We start from the raw sequence: 13,815 nt of genomic DNA, 5'->3' as shown, positions 1-13,815 counted from the left end.
ATCACACTTCCAGCGTCAGACTACTTGACGAGCTCGAAGCACCAAGCAAGCACGACGTCGGCGGGCGACCACCCCCGATTTTCACGCACGGCACGGGCGTCACGACAGAGTCAACGGGGACTACTTGGCCGTCCTCGACACCCTCGCCCCGCTCCCGCCGCCAGCCAACCCCAAGCCGCGACAGCGCTCCGAGCCGCTGTTCTGGCAACCGGCCAACCGGGACCGGACGCGCCGCGCCGAGAACCTGGCCGCCTGGCACCTAATGCTGATCGATCGCCTGATGGGTTCCGACGCCGAGGACTGCTTGGACCGCCTGGCCAGCCACCCGGCCCTGGACGGCCCGGAACACACATTCCTCCGGCGCGGCTGGCCCACCGACACGGTGACCTGGACACCGTCCGCACTCTGGTGGCCGACGCCCTGACTCTACTGCCCGGACACACCGGCTTCCTCGACTTCGCCACCGAGATCGGTGCGCCGCTGCCGCCACGCGCCCAGCAGGTCATCGTCCACCACCGGTGACCCGCACTGGGCACCTGTCCGCATGACCGCCGGGCCAGGCGCACACGCGATGACGAGTCCCATGAACCGCCGACCACTTACCCTGCGAGGAACCTGATTCCGAATGAGCAGCAGCAGCCGGGGGCGCGTCTCCAGCTCGGCGCAGACCGCGTGCAGCTCGGCGATCAGGTCGGCGTTGATGGCGTTGCGCTTGTTCGACCTGCCGACGTCGGGTTTGGTCGCGCACGCCGGTGCGGCGACCGGGACGATGTACTCCTCCGTTCACATTCGCGTGAAGATCGGGCCACCTCCACTCCCTAGTGTTTGCGGCCCGCACAAGTGTTTGCGGCCCGCACACCGCTGCTGCACCGCGCTGACCGCGGCAACCCGCGGCTCACATATTGACTGGAGGCCATCCATGCGTCCCGACGGGACCTCGTCACGTTCGATCTCTGAGCTAGCCCAGCACCGCCTGTCCCGCAGGACGGCGCTGGCCGGCGGGCTCGCCACCGCCGCCGCATCGTTCTTCGGCACCGTGGCCCGGCCCGAGCCAGCGGCTGCCGCCGAGGCGGGAGCCACGACCCGCGGTCCCGGCATGCGGCGGCTGCTCGGGTTCCCAGCGATCCCGCCGAGTGTCGCCGACCAGGTCGTGCTGCCGCCCGGATATCAGTACCAGCTGCTGTTCCCCTGGGGACACCCGATCGTGCCGTCCGGGCCCGCGTTCACCAAGGACGCCAGCAACAGCGCAGAAGAGCAAGCCCAGCAGGCGGGTGACCAACACGACGGCATGTGGTTCTTTCCGCTCAAGGGCAAACGCTCCGGTCTGCTCTGCGTGAACCACGAGTGCACGACTGAGCAATTGCTGCACCCCGACGGCCGGGCCAACTGGTCGCCGGAGAAGACCGCCAAGTCGCTCGCCGCGCACGGCGTGTCGGTCATCGAAATCGAGCAGGACCGCGACGGCCAGTGGCACCTCGTCGAGTCGAGGTTCGCCCGCCGGGTGACCATGACCACGCCTGCCGAGATCACCGGTCCCGCCGCCGGGCACCCGCTGCTGCGCACCAGCGCGGACCCCGACGGCGTCCGGGTGCTGGGCACCCTGAACAACTGCGCCAGCGGACCAACGCCCTGGGACACGTACCTGACCTGCGAAGAGACGATCAACAAGTACTTCTACTTCGGCGAAGAGCCGCCGCCGGCCGGCTCGGTCGAGGACCGGTACGGCATTGGATCAGAGAATCCGTACCCGTGGCACACCACGGACGCCCGATTCGACATGAGGGCGGAGCCGAACGAGTACAACCGGTTCGGCTGGGTGGTGGAGATCGACCCCTTCGACCCTTCGTCGGCGCCGAAGAAGCGGACCGCGCTGGGGCGCATGGAGCATGAGAACGCCGTCGTCGTGCGCGGCAGCCGCGGCGAGGCCGTCGTCTACATGGGCGACGACACACAGTTCGACTACTTCTACAAGTTCGTGGGCGCGGAGCCGATCAACAAGGCACGCAAGCACGGACGCAGTCCCCTCGACGATGGCACCCTGTACGTCGCCCGGTTCGAGGAGGACGGCACTGGAAGGTGGCTGCCGCTGGTGCACGGCGAGCCGGGCCTGACAGCGGCCGACGGGTTCGCCGATCAGGCCGAGGTGCTGATCCGCACGCGCCTGGCCGCCGACGCGGTGGGAGCGACCCCGATGGACCGCCCGGAGTGGTGCACGGTGCAGCCCGGAACCGGCGCGGTCTTCTTCACCTGTACGAACAACACCGCCCGAACCGAGTCGGTGAATGCGGCCAACCCACGGCTGAACAACCGCTTCGGGCACATCATGAAGATCGACGAGGGTGGCGACCCCAGCGCGGAGAAGTTCGCCTGGGACGTCTTCCTGCTCGCCGGGGATCAGGCCAGCGGTGCCACCGTTCCCGCGGATCAGGCGTTCGGCTCGCCCGACGGCCTCTGGTTCGACGCCGCTGGGCGACTGTGGATCCAGACCGACGGCACCCAGCCGATGGTCAACGGTGCCCCCCAGAACAACCAGATGCTGGCGGCCGACCCCGACACGGGCGACATTCGGCGGTTCCTGGTCGGGCCGCCGCGCTGCGAGGTCACCGGAATCACCTCCACACCTGACGGCCGGTCGCTGTTCGTGAACATCCAGCACCCCGGTGACTCGGGCACGCCCGCGAACCCTCGCGTGAGCTCGAACTGGCCCGACTTCAGCGCCACCGGCCGTCCCCGGTCGGCCACGATCGTCATCACCAGGGAAGACGGGGGTGTGGTCGGCGCCTGACTACACCCGGGCACGCTCTCCAACCCGGTGCCGGGTCCGCACACGCACGGACGTTTTCACCAGCGCGACGGGTGGTTGGTCCGCACGCCGGAGCGGCCACCCGTCGCGTCGGGGCACGTCGGACCGTCGCCCCGGCGGCTGCCGCCGTGGTCGGTGCGGCCAGGACCGCTGTCGTGGCCGCGAGGGCGAGGAATGAGACCAGTACCCGTGGAAGTTGCATGCGGAGCCTGTCGGCGCACTGTGACGTCGACCCTAATGAGAGCGGAAGCCTCTCTTACATCGAACGACCGGCGACGTGCGTAGCCGCCGGACTCGTCCGAGCCGCAGGCGCCGGACCGACGGCTGCGCGTGATGACCTTCAACATCCACCAGGCCGCCGGTACCGACGGCATGGTGGATCTGGCGCGGGTGGCCCAGGTGATCCGGGACAGCGATCTCGACGTGGTCGGTCTGCAGGAGGTCGACCGGCACTTCGGCGAGCGCACCAACTTCGTCGACCAGGCCGCCTGGCTCGCCCGCGAGCTGAACATGCACGTCGTCTGCGGCGCCGACCTCAATCTCGACCCGCTCTCACCCGACCAACCGCGTCGCCAGTACGGCACCGCCATACTCTCCGACCACCCGATCCTAAACTGGGACAACACCCTGCTTCCCCGGTTTGGCAACCACGAGCAGCGGGGCCTGCTGCGGGCTCGAGTCAATGTGCGCGGCGTACCGGTGCAGGTCTACAACAGCCACCGGCAGCACAACGACGCCGCCGAGCGGGTTGCCCAAGCGCAGGCGATCGCACAGCTCATCGGCGTTCCCGACGAGTCGGTGGTGCTGCTCGAAGACCTCAACGCGACCCCGGAGACGCCCGAGATTCGGACCCTGGTCGACAACCTCGTCGACGCCTGGGAGGCCGCGGGTGTCGGCGCGGGGCACACCCACCCCGCCGAGAACCCGACCCACCGGATCGACTACGTCATTCAGTCCGGCGACGTGGTCGTGCGCACGATCGCCGTCGTCACCTCGCCGTTGGCCTCCGCCGCCTCGGACCACCTTCCGGTGGTCGCGGACCTCGCCCTGCCCGGGCAGAAGGTCGGCCTCAGCCGCTGATTCCCTGCCGTTTCCTGCGCGACCACGACAGGCCAAGCATCGCCACTGGGTCCGGCGCGGGGCGGCGACCGAGCGGGGCCGCTCCGACAGCTGGCGGCCGGTGCGGCCTCGCCGCACTGGCCGGCCGACGGCCCGGTGTGTGGTTCGCTCGTGGTTCGACGCGGCGGTCTCCGCGTCGGGCCGCGTCGGGCAGGAACGGACAATCGCCCGGATTTAGCCGTCTCGAAGGATCGCGCGGTGGCCGTCTCCTATCTACCCAACACGCCCATCACGGGCAAGCCGTACCCCACTTCCGTGGACGCAACCCGGCGTCGTTCTCGGCCCGGGCTGGCCTCAGGACGCGTCCATCACGGCGCAGACCGCTCGGTCGGGTGCGAAGCCGAGGTGGCCGAGAAGGGTAACCGTACGGTTTGGGCGGCATCCCCTTTTGGCCAATCCGAATTCACTGCATCCCTCTACCTTGCCATCGGGTCACGACCGAGAAACCCTGGTCATTCTCTGAAGAGATGAGGATCGATGGCAATAAGCAAGCGGGTGGGCCTGGGTGCGGCGGTGGCCGCCCTGACCCTGACGCTGCCGGGCGCCGCGTCCGCAGCCGAGCGGAGCACGTGGGACCGGGCCGAGTTGCTGAAGTTCGCCGCACTGCCGGCAACGACCTTCGTTCCCGGCAGCGAATCGTCCGGCTCGTCGCTCGGCACTGCCCCCATCAACGGCATCATCCCGCCGTTCGCCGACCAACCGATCCAGGGGTTCAGCGGCGTCCTGCGCAACACCGACGGCACCTTCGACGTGCTGTCCGACAACGGCTTCGGCAACAAGGCCAACAGTGCCGACTTCCTGCTGCGTGTCCAGCGGGTCGCGCCCGACTTCGCCAACGGCGCCGTCGACGTGGTCGGTGGCATCAACCTGACCGACCCGTACGGCAAGGTGCCATCCCCGCTCACCCGCGCCGACCGCGTGCTGACCGGCGCCGACTTCGACGTCGAGTCGATCACCCGGACGGCCGACGGCACGTACTGGATCGGTGACGAATTCGGCCCGTACCTGCTGCACTTCGACCGGGCGGGCCGCCTACTGCAGGCGCCGGTGCCGGTGCCGGGCGTGTTCGCTCCCGAGAACCCGACCCGCGGCACGACCCCGGCCAACCTCAGTAGCAGCAAGGGCTTCGAGGGCATGGCCCAGTCGCCCGACGGTGGCACCCTCTACCCGCTGCTCGAGGGCACGGTCGCCGGCGACCCGGCGGGCACCCTGCGGCTCAACGAGTTCGACGTCGAGACGAACACCTACACCGGTCGGCGCTGGACCTACGCGCTCGACGCTCCCGGCCACGCGATCGGTGACGCGATCATGGTCGACCGCAACCGTTTCCTGATCATCGAGCGGGACAACGGCCAGGGCGCCACGGCAAAGGTCAAGAGGATCTACCTCGCGGACAAGCGCGACCGGAACCGGGACGGCCGCCTCGACAAGACGCTGGTCGCCGACCTGATGAACATCGCCAACCCGCGGCACGTCGGCGGGTTCGGAGACACCTTCACGTTCCCGTTCCAGACGATCGAGGACGTGGTGATCCTCGACGACCGCACGCTGGCCGTCCTCAACGACAACAACTTCCCGTACTCCGCGGGCCGGACGGCCGGACAGGCGGACAACAACGAGTTCATCGTGATCAAGCTGGACCGCGGCCTGGACGCGGACAAGCACATCCTGCATCGCTACTGACCCGATGCCAGGGGTGGGCGGCCCGATCCGCCGCCCACCCCGTACCGGGCGACCGCAATCCGGTCGCCACCTCCTGATCTGCGCCGCCGCCGCGCCGGACGGAGGGCTGAACGCCCCGTTCAGCGATTCCGTCGACGTGCCGGACGACGTGCCGCTCGACGTAGTCGACGAGGTCACACAGCGAACGCCGGGCTTCCACGGATGGCAGCATCCGTCGTGGCTGTACCACCGCGGTGACGGCGCCGCTTTCCTCGGGCCCGTTATGCAGGCCAGTACAACCACGGCGCCGCCTACTACCGTTGCCGCTTCCCCCGGGAATACGCCCTCGCCAACGACGTCGATCATGACGGCGGGCCTGGCGGACGATCCGGGGGCACGCGCCTGCGCGCGCTCGTCGCGGAGATCGCCGCCTGCACCACCCGGCCGGACTTCCGTGGCTGCGCGTTCCGGATGTACCTCACCGAGTCCCTGGAGGACGAGGACGAGCCCGCCCAGGTGGCCCGGGACTACCGCACCGGCACCGGTCATCGTGATGCTGGAGCAGTTCCCCGACTTCGCCAGCTCACCCGGGGTGCTGACCGAAGACGTCGCCTGACCACCGCCGGCGTCCACGGTGAACGTCACGGTCGCCGAGGTGGCGGTCGCCGACGAGCCGGTCACGGTCACCCGCGGCTCGGCCACGGTGCGGGCGGTGACTGTCGCCTCCGGGCCGGGACCGGCCTCGTTGACCGCCCACCCGCCCACGCTGCTGGCCCTCGGCCACGCACGAGTGGCCGCACCGGCCACCCGATTCGCCGGCTGGTTCCACTTGACGACGCCCCGACCGGCACAACCACAGCAGCGGCCGGCGCCGTCGCCGCGCGCCGCGTGACACCAGCCCGCGCGGCCTCGCCCTGACGAAGCCGATGCAGGGAGATCGCGGCCATCGCGTCTACGCCGACGGTTGCCGGCTGCCCGCCGGGGCAGCAGCTGTCCGGCAGCAGTCGGGTGAGCCCAGGTGCATGCCTGCAGCCTGCCCGAATCCCGACGTGTTGGGCACTTCGCACCCAAGCAACGGCTCAAAGTTCACGAGCGTCGCAGCTCACACTTGAACGTTCATGTGTTGCGGTAAGGTAAGACTTGAACGTTCAAGTGAAGGGTAATGGCAGGCCGGTACCTGTGGCTCAGCGCCACCATCCGCGCCCGCCGCGCATCCGCCGGCTCGGCCTCGCACCGGCCGGCCCATCAAGGAGAGAACCGCATGAGTGACCTGAAGATCGCCGTCATCCTCGGCAGCACCCGGCCCGGCCGCAACGGCAAGGCTGTCGCGGATTGGGTGGTGGACCGGTCCGGCGCCCGCACCGGCGTCGAGTACGAGCTGGTCGACCTCGCCGACTACCCGCTGCCCCACCTTGACGAGGCCATCCCGCCGGCCATGGGTCAGTACCAGGGTGAGCACACCAAGGCATGGGCGACCAAGATCGCCGAGTTCGACGGGTACATCTTCGTGACCCCCGAGTACAACCACTCCACCTCCGCCGTACTCAAGAACGCGATCGACTACCTGTACGGCGAGTGGAACAACAAGGCCGCCGCCTTCGTCTCCTACGGTTCTCTCGGCGGCGCTCGGGCCATCGAGCACCTGCGGGGCGTGGCCAGCGAACTGCAGCTGGCCCACGTACGTCAGCAGCTGTCCTTTTCGCTGTTCACGGACTTCGAGAACTTCTCCGCCTTCAAGCCTGGAGAGCAGCACGACGCCGCCGCGACCACCCTGTTCGACCAACTGGAATCCTGGGCCCGCGCCCTCAAGACGGTCCGGGTCTGACGCCCTCGCCCACCGGAAGGCAGGCGACGGGAAAACCTCCATCCTCAGGCAGGTGGCGTCGTCGTGTCCGTCACCATCCCGGTCGAGGTGCCCACCGGCTCCCCGGTCAACGCGGTGCACTTCGTGGCCCGCAACGACACCAGCCACCTCGCCGCACTGGTCGCGCTCGTCGACGCCGGCGCCGTCCGGGTCGACATCACCGCGTCCCGTCCGCTCACCGACCTGGCCGCCGTGCACCGCGACGCCGAGTCCGATCGCACCCGCGGCAAGATCATCTTTGTTCCATGAAGGAGTCCCTGATGACCAGCAAGTCCGTCTCCCCGACACCCTTACGGCTGCGCGTCGGCGCTCTCACGGTCGGCGGTGCCGTCCTGGCCGCCGCGCTGCTCTGGACGGCCGCCCAGATTCTGGGTATCGAGCTGCGTGTCGATCCCCGTAACGGCCAGGCCCCCTCAGTGGTTGGCCTGCCGCTCACCGTCACGTTCACGCTCGCCGTCAGCCTGCTCGGCTGGGGTGCGCGGGCGCTGCTGGACCGGTTTACCCGCAGCGCACCGATCGTGTGGACGGTCCTTGCCGTGTTGGTGTTGTTGGTATCTTTCCTGCCCCTGTTCAGCTTCCAGGCAACCGGGGCAGCCAAGACGATCCTGGCGCTGATGCACATCGCGGTCGCCGCCGTGTTGATCTCAGCTTTCAGCCGCCGGAAGCCCTGACCACCGGTCAGCGGAACCGCGATGCCGGTCGCCGCTGAGCCACCACCCAGGTCGGATCGCCACCGTGCGGGCTGGTACAGCGACGGTCGGCGACAGGCGGAGCGGGCGTGTCCCGGAACGGAACGGACAGGTTCAGGTTCCGGGACCGCACCGAGCCCACTATCTGCGGAACGTCTGAGCCCAGAGAAGCAGAAGCGTATGTGTACGGTGGGTGCTTCAGGACTGGCCCGCCTGAGCACAGTTCCCCCGGCTATCGCTACCGCTGAGAACTTGCCCACCGAGTCGGCCCCGTCCAGGTAGCAGCCTTCGCCAACTCCCCGATCGAGGACGGTCGGCCCAGCGGATGCCTGTCCACGCGGCAGCCCGTCAGCGAGACCAGCCGGTGCGCATCGTCGACTTCACGCCCTGACCAGGTACGGGCGGGGGTCCGGGGCGGAGTGCCGCCCAGCGTGCTGACGACGCGAGCGGATATCGCCGGAAAGATGTCACCTCTCAGGGACGAAGCTCCGTCCCGGACCGTGTCGGTGCCGGTGACCAGAGGTGCCGCGGCGTCAATGTCCCCACGAGGCGACCGCTTCTGCAGATTCCACGCCAGGGGTCGCGACCCGGCGGCGATGGCATGCGGGACGCCAGATGCCCGGCCTCGCTCCCATCGAGGCCCATCATGGCATGGCGTTGCGCTGTGGCAGCTGAGGGGCGGTGTCCGTCCGGGGGCAGCTCTGCTGCTCCCAGCGCTCGATCCTCTCGCTGATCTTCTCGGCAGCGGTGCGCAGGCTGTCCAGCTCGGCGGGGTCGAGAACGTCGAAGACCAGATCGCGTACCCGGGCCACGTGCCCCGGGGCGGCCTCGACGAGATGGGCGAAGCCGGCTTCGGTCAGGATCGCGTGGGTGTAGCGGCCATTGGTGGGGTCTGGTTCGCGGCGGACGAAACCCCGGCGCTCCAGCCTGCTGATCATGTGGGAGAGACGGGACAGCTCGGCGTTGGCGAGGACGGCCAGGTCGCTCATGCGCATGCGGCGGCCCGGCTGGTCGGCCAGTCCGGCGAGGACGTAGTACTCGACATAACTAAGGTCCGCGTCCTGCTGCAGCTGCGCTTCCAGGGCAATGGGCAGTTTGAGCAGCATCAGGGCGAATTGCTGCCATGTCTCCAGCTCCGCCCGAGTCAGCCAGCGCGGCTGATCGTTCGGGCGTGGAGGCTGTTCAGGCATGCCCGGAGTCTAACGAGGGCGAGCACGATCGTGCTCCCGGTGAGTGCCTGTTTCTAATCCCTGCGGACCGGTGGGCTCGGTAGCCTCGTAGCAGGCGGGCCCTGGGCCGAGTTGGTCACCACCAACCTGAGATTGATCAAGCTCCTGGATCTCGCGTCGCAGCAGCCCCACAATCACCAGGCGTTCCCGTTCGCGCAACCGTCAGCGTGATGCTTCACCGAACGGCTGGACAGTACGTACGGCACTCAGGCTCGGAGCTCGAAACGCAGACCGCGGTAGGCAGGCCACCAGCCGCTGATTGGCTGCCGACCTGAACCGGTGCGTCAGGCAGACTGGCATCTGATCCCGTACTTGAAGGAGTTGTCATGCAGGTAGCCGTGGTCACCTTCGACGGGTTCAACGAGCTCGACAGCTTCATCGCTTCCGCGCTGATCAACCGGTGCCGTAAGGACGGCTTGGAGGCCTTCGTCACGACGCCGGCGCCGGTGGTCACGTCGATGAACGGCGTCGAGGTGACCGGGCAGCGCCCGATGGAGTTCGTGACCGAAGCCGACGTCGTGCTGATCGGTAGCGGGGTGAAGGCGCGAGACGTGGTCGCCGACGACCAGCTGATCTCCAGACTGCGGCTCGACCCCTCACGACAGCTGATCGGTGCGCAGTGCTCCGGCGCGCTGGTGCTCGCCCGGCTCGGGTTGCTCGATGGCATGCCCGCCTGCACGGACATGAAGAGCCGGCCCTTTGTCGAAGCCTGCGACGTCACCGTGCTGGACGCGCCGTTCCACGCCGAGGGGAACATCGCTACGGCGGGCGGCTGCCTGGCATCCCAGTATCTCGCGACGTGGGTGATCACCCGAATGCTCGGGCAGGACGCCGCGCGCGACGTCATCGGCTACGTGGCTCCGGTCGGCGAGAACCAGGAGACCGTCGAGCGCGCCATGCGCGCCGTCCACACGGGCGAGGTTGCACTGCGCTGACGCCCCGCGATCAAACCTTTGGCGCCGCGGTGCCCTCGCCCGGCTGGGCCCGCCCGGCTCTCTGCGAGCCTGTCTTCACGGGCATCTCCCGTCAGCACCTGGCCGAGTTGATCGAGGAGCTGGCCGACCCGTGGTTGGCTCTGCGGGAGGACTCATGGCGATCAGAGCTCGCCCAGCGCGGCGCCGAACTCGAGTTCCGTGCGGGAGCGCTGCTGCAGTCCTCGCTCCATGAGCGCCGCCAGGCGCGACGTGCTCGAGCCGTCGCGGGCGAGGATCTGGAAGAGTCCCGAGTCGACCTGCACGTCCTCCTTCGCCGGTAGTGCTGCGGCGTTGATGCGGCGCTTGGCGAGGCGGACCGCAGCCTCTGGGAAACTGCCGATGCGCTCGGCGAGAGCCTTCACATACGCGATGAGCTCGTCGTCGGGGAGCGCCCGGTTGACCAGACCGATCCGCTCCGCCTCTCGCGCGTCCACGTCCTCGCCACCCAGGATGACCTGCATCGCCTGCCCCCGCCCTGTGAGCCGCACGATGTGCTGGACCGCTCCGGCACTGGGGAAGACCCCTGTTCCCACCTCGGGCTGTCCGATAACGGCGCGCTCGAGCGATGCAAAGCGCATGTCGCAGGCGTAGAGGAACTCGCCGCCAGCTGCCCGGGCACGACCTTCGAGAAGTGCGATGGTCACGGGGCGCGCCTCGCTCAGACGCCGGTAGAGCGCCCCGAGACTGATGTCGTCGGGTCCCCCGGACGTGGCGGCCACGGCGGTGTATTCGGCGATCCGCGTCAGGTCGACGTGTGGAAGGAAGAAGTCAGGATCCGCGCTGCGGAACACGACCACTCGCACGTCGCCTGTCGCCTGCGTGTCATCTAGCAGCGCGATGAGATCGGCGACGAACCGTTCGTCGATCAGGTTGATCGGCGGGTTGTCGATCGTGGCCCACAGCACGCCGTTGCTGAGTTCCGTCCTCAGGGTTGAGTAGGTAAAGGCCATTGGCCGGACTCCTCCGTCTGAAGCGGTTCAGAGCTGCAACCAGGCCGCTAGGGGCGTGTGTCGAAGTTGGTGGCGGTGCGTGAGCTGGTTGCGGCCTCCGCCCGGATATCGCCACGTCGGGCTCAGGGGGCGGCGTCGAGTAGGCGGTCGAGGTCCACGGCGGTGCCAATCAGAGAGAGGTGGCTGAACGCCTGCGGGAAGTTGCCGGTCTGCTCGCCGGTGGGGGCGATTTCCTCTGAGTAGAGGCCGAGGGGGCTGCTGTAGGTGAGCATTTTCTCGAAGGTCAGCGTGGCGTCGTCGAGGCGTCCGGACTGCGCGAGAGCCCGGACGTACCAGAAGGTGCACATGCTGAAGGTGCTCTCCTGGCCGGGCAGGCCGTCGGGCGAGGCGTTCGGGTCGTACCGGTAGACGAGGCTGTCGGAGACCAGTTCGGCGTCCATGGCTCGCAACGTTGACTGCCACATGGGGTCGGTCGGCGCGATGAATCCGACCGAGGGCATGGTAAGCAGCGACGCGTCCAGGACGTCGCACGCGTAGTGCTGCACGAAGGCACCGCGCCCGGGGTGGAAGCCACGGGTCATGACCTGTTCGTAGATCTGGTTTCGGTCACGCACCCACCGGTCGGTGTCGCCCGGCCGTCCGCGTCGCTGCGCGAGGCGGACAGCCCGGTCCAGGGCTACCCAGGACATCAGGCGCCCGTAGGTGAAGTCCTGGCGACCACCGCGGGTTTCCCAGATCCCATCTTCGGGCTGGTCCCAGTGCTCGCAGAGCCAGTCCACCAGTCGCACGGTGTTCAGCCACAAGTGGCGAGAGAGCTGCAGACCATGGCTGTCGGCCTCATGGAGGCCGTTGAGTAGGTCGCCGTAGATGTCGAGTTGCAGCTGGTTCGCGGCGCCGTTGCCCAACCGTACGGGTGCTGATCCGCGGTATCCCTCGAGGTGGTCGAGCCTCTCCTCGCTGAGATCGGGTGACCCGTCGACGCGGTACATGATCTGCAGCGGCACCTCCCGTTCCCTGGCCTCCCGGACCCTGTCGTCGACCCAGTGCATGTACTGCCACGTTTCGTCGGTGAAGCCCAGGGCGAGCAGGGCGTGTAGCGAGATTGTCGCGTCGCGGATCCAGGTGTAGCGGTAGTCCCAGTTGCGTTCCCCGCCGATCTGCTCGGGCAGCCCGGCGGTGGGGGCGGCGATCAGCGCGCCGGTCGGCGCGTACGTCATGAGTTTGAGCGTGATCGCGGAGCGCTCGACCATTTCCCGCCAGCGGCCGGTGTAACGGGAGCGGCCAGCCAGCGCCGCCAGAAGTCGCGGGTCTGCTCCAGCAGTTCCTGCACCTCGCCCGGCGTGTAGAAGCGCGGCCGCTCAGGCGACACTCCTGTCTCCAGAACCACACCCCCGGACTCGCCCTCGCGCAGCGTGGCGATCGCCCACCAGCCCCCCTCCTTACGCCGGACTCCCTGCTCGCCGGGCCGGGTCTCGGGGTACCGAACTATGTTCGTGGTGAGGGAGAGCGCAGAGCTGCGGAAAACGTGCCCCTCGGGGTAATCGTCGAGCTCGTGCGGATCCCGCCCGTAATTGAAGCGGGGTTGGCAGTCAACCCGGAACCGCATCGTGCCCCGGACCATCCGCAGCACTCGCACCAGGCGGTGGCGGTCAGTGGGCTGATCCCCCGCGACCGGCATGAAATCCACCAGCTCACCCACGCCGTCCGAGCTGAGAAAGCGGGTGATCAGGATGCCGTGCCGGGCAGGTACAACTGCTTGCTCACGTACTCGACGCCATCCGGCGACACCTGAAAGTGCCCACCCTTGCGCCGATCAAGCAGCCCACCGAACACGCTCGGCGAGTCGAACCGAGGGGCGCAGAACCAATCGAGCGTCCCGTCCATCGCCACCAGCGCCGCGGTCTGCAGATCACCAATCAAGCCGTGGGCCTCCACCGCGGGGTACGAGTCCACCCAGCCCTCCCCAGCTCACCTCACCGACCGCGCCACCACCCTAACCGGTTGAAAGGTGCATAAGGCTCTTAACGCACGCACAGCCACCACCAGGCAGGCCCGCAGAAGACCTCAGAGGTCTCTACCTGCCGCCCTCGATCACTTCACCCACTTGGTTACCTTGACCGCCATGGATTGGATGACACCGTGGAATCACGAAAGCCAGATGACGATAGCGATCAGTATCCGTGAAGGGATGCGGGTTTGGCGTATCGGGTGGCCAGGTCGCGCCACTGTTTGAGGCGGTTGAAGCAGCGTTTCACGACGTTGCGCTTGCGGTAGATCGCCTTGTCGAAGGCTGGGGATGCCCGCCGACGCTGCTTTTACCAGCGCGGCGGATTACCTGGTCCGAGCGTGCCCGCCGAACGGGTAGAGGGGCTGTGCGCGCAGGAGATGCAGCAGTCTGGTGAGGTGGTCGCCCCCGACGGGCAACCTGGCGCTGCTCCGGTCACGACATAGCGGTGTTGGAGGCACAGCGACGGGAGGAATGAAGATGCGGGTGTGCGGACGATCACCATGTGGTCGGTGGTCGG

The 13,815-nt window shown here is 68.2% G+C and carries 11 protein-coding genes and 4 pseudogenes; 10 read left to right on the top strand and 5 right to left on the bottom strand.

All coding sequences use genetic code 11. The annotated features are described in order from the left end of the window. Nucleotides 1–124 precede the first annotated feature (124 nt). The 5 genes from NCC78_RS05510 to NCC78_RS32420 all read left to right on the top strand — a co-directional run bounded on the left by NCC78_RS05510 (nt 125) and on the right by NCC78_RS32420 (nt 6,200). Nucleotides 125–424 carry a hypothetical protein gene (locus tag NCC78_RS05510; RefSeq protein ID WP_250792063.1) on the top strand — a complete coding sequence of 100 codons (300 nt, stop codon included), beginning with the start codon at nt 125–127 and terminating at the stop codon, nt 422–424. Between the two features lie 495 nt (nt 425–919). Next, nucleotides 920–2,785 carry a PhoX family protein gene (locus NCC78_RS05500; RefSeq protein WP_250792062.1) on the top strand — a complete coding sequence of 622 codons (1,866 nt, stop codon included), beginning with the start codon at nt 920–922 and terminating at the stop codon, nt 2,783–2,785. Between the two features lie 351 nt (nt 2,786–3,136). Then, nucleotides 3,137–3,883 (top strand): endonuclease/exonuclease/phosphatase family protein, encoded by a 747-nt coding sequence (locus tag NCC78_RS05495; RefSeq protein ID WP_250792061.1) that lies wholly within the window; start codon nt 3,137–3,139, stop codon nt 3,881–3,883. Nucleotides 3,884–4,399: 516 nt separating this feature from the next. Next, nucleotides 4,400–5,605, top strand: coding sequence for an esterase-like activity of phytase family protein (locus tag NCC78_RS05490; protein WP_250792060.1), 1,206 nt, complete (start codon nt 4,400–4,402; stop codon nt 5,603–5,605). A 4-nt stretch (nt 5,606–5,609) separates the two neighbouring features. Continuing rightward, on the top strand, nt 5,610–6,200 hold the full coding sequence (locus NCC78_RS32420) for a CbrC family protein (RefSeq protein ID WP_372495063.1): 591 nt from the start codon (nt 5,610–5,612) through the stop codon (nt 6,198–6,200). Here the strand turns inward: NCC78_RS32420 and NCC78_RS05485 are convergent. Next, nucleotides 6,125–6,337 (bottom strand): annotated as a pseudogene (locus NCC78_RS05485) (hypothetical protein); the annotation flags it as partial. The gene NCC78_RS32420 and the pseudogene NCC78_RS05485 sit on opposite strands and share 76 nt — an antisense overlap. Nucleotides 6,338–6,845: 508 nt before the next feature. Between NCC78_RS05485 and NCC78_RS05480 the strand changes: the two are divergent. The 4 genes and pseudogenes from NCC78_RS05480 to NCC78_RS32415 form a co-directional block, all read left to right on the top strand. Next, nucleotides 6,846–7,409, top strand: coding sequence for an NADPH-dependent FMN reductase (locus NCC78_RS05480; RefSeq protein WP_250792059.1), 564 nt, complete (start codon nt 6,846–6,848; stop codon nt 7,407–7,409). 63 nt (nt 7,410–7,472) lie between these two features. Further along, complete coding sequence (locus NCC78_RS05475; RefSeq protein WP_250792058.1) at nt 7,473–7,697, top strand: zinc-binding dehydrogenase; 225 nt, start codon at nt 7,473–7,475, stop codon at nt 7,695–7,697. 11 nt (nt 7,698–7,708) lie between these two features. Then, on the top strand, nt 7,709–8,119 hold the full coding sequence (locus tag NCC78_RS05470) for a DUF6069 family protein (RefSeq protein ID WP_250792057.1): 411 nt from the start codon (nt 7,709–7,711) through the stop codon (nt 8,117–8,119). A 281-nt stretch (nt 8,120–8,400) separates the two neighbouring features. Beyond that, a pseudogene (locus tag NCC78_RS32415) lies at nt 8,401–8,475 on the top strand (hypothetical protein); the annotation flags it as partial. A 306-nt stretch (nt 8,476–8,781) separates the two neighbouring features. Here the strand turns inward: NCC78_RS32415 and NCC78_RS05465 are convergent. Next, on the bottom strand, nt 8,782–9,327 hold the full coding sequence (locus tag NCC78_RS05465) for a MarR family winged helix-turn-helix transcriptional regulator (protein ID WP_250792056.1): 546 nt from the start codon (nt 9,325–9,327) through the stop codon (nt 8,782–8,784). A gap of 365 nt (nt 9,328–9,692) precedes the next feature. On the opposite strand from NCC78_RS05465, the gene NCC78_RS05460 reads away from it, so the two are divergent. Continuing rightward, nucleotides 9,693–10,301, top strand: a complete 609-nt coding sequence (locus NCC78_RS05460; protein WP_250792055.1) for a DJ-1/PfpI family protein — start codon at nt 9,693–9,695, stop codon at nt 10,299–10,301. A gap of 161 nt (nt 10,302–10,462) precedes the next feature. Here NCC78_RS05460 and NCC78_RS05455 read toward each other — a convergent pair whose 3' ends face one another. The 3 genes and pseudogenes from NCC78_RS05455 to NCC78_RS05445 form a co-directional block, all read right to left on the bottom strand. Then, nucleotides 10,463–11,290: an enoyl-CoA hydratase/isomerase family protein gene (locus NCC78_RS05455; protein WP_250792054.1), complete on the bottom strand. Its 828-nt coding sequence runs from the start codon at nt 11,288–11,290 to the stop codon at nt 10,463–10,465. A gap of 122 nt (nt 11,291–11,412) precedes the next feature. Next, a pseudogene (locus NCC78_RS05450) lies at nt 11,413–13,243 on the bottom strand (glycoside hydrolase family 15 protein). A 192-nt stretch (nt 13,244–13,435) separates the two neighbouring features. After that, nucleotides 13,436–13,637, bottom strand: a pseudogene (locus NCC78_RS05445) (IS5/IS1182 family transposase); the annotation flags it as partial. Between the last annotated feature and the right edge of the window lie 178 nt (nt 13,638–13,815).

The organism is Micromonospora phytophila (assembly GCF_023656545.1).
In the GTDB taxonomy this organism is placed as follows: domain Bacteria; phylum Actinomycetota; class Actinomycetes; order Mycobacteriales; family Micromonosporaceae; genus Micromonospora; species Micromonospora phytophila.
The sequence above is the reverse complement of the archived record's forward strand: the minus strand, read 5'-3'. Positions and strand labels throughout refer to the sequence as shown.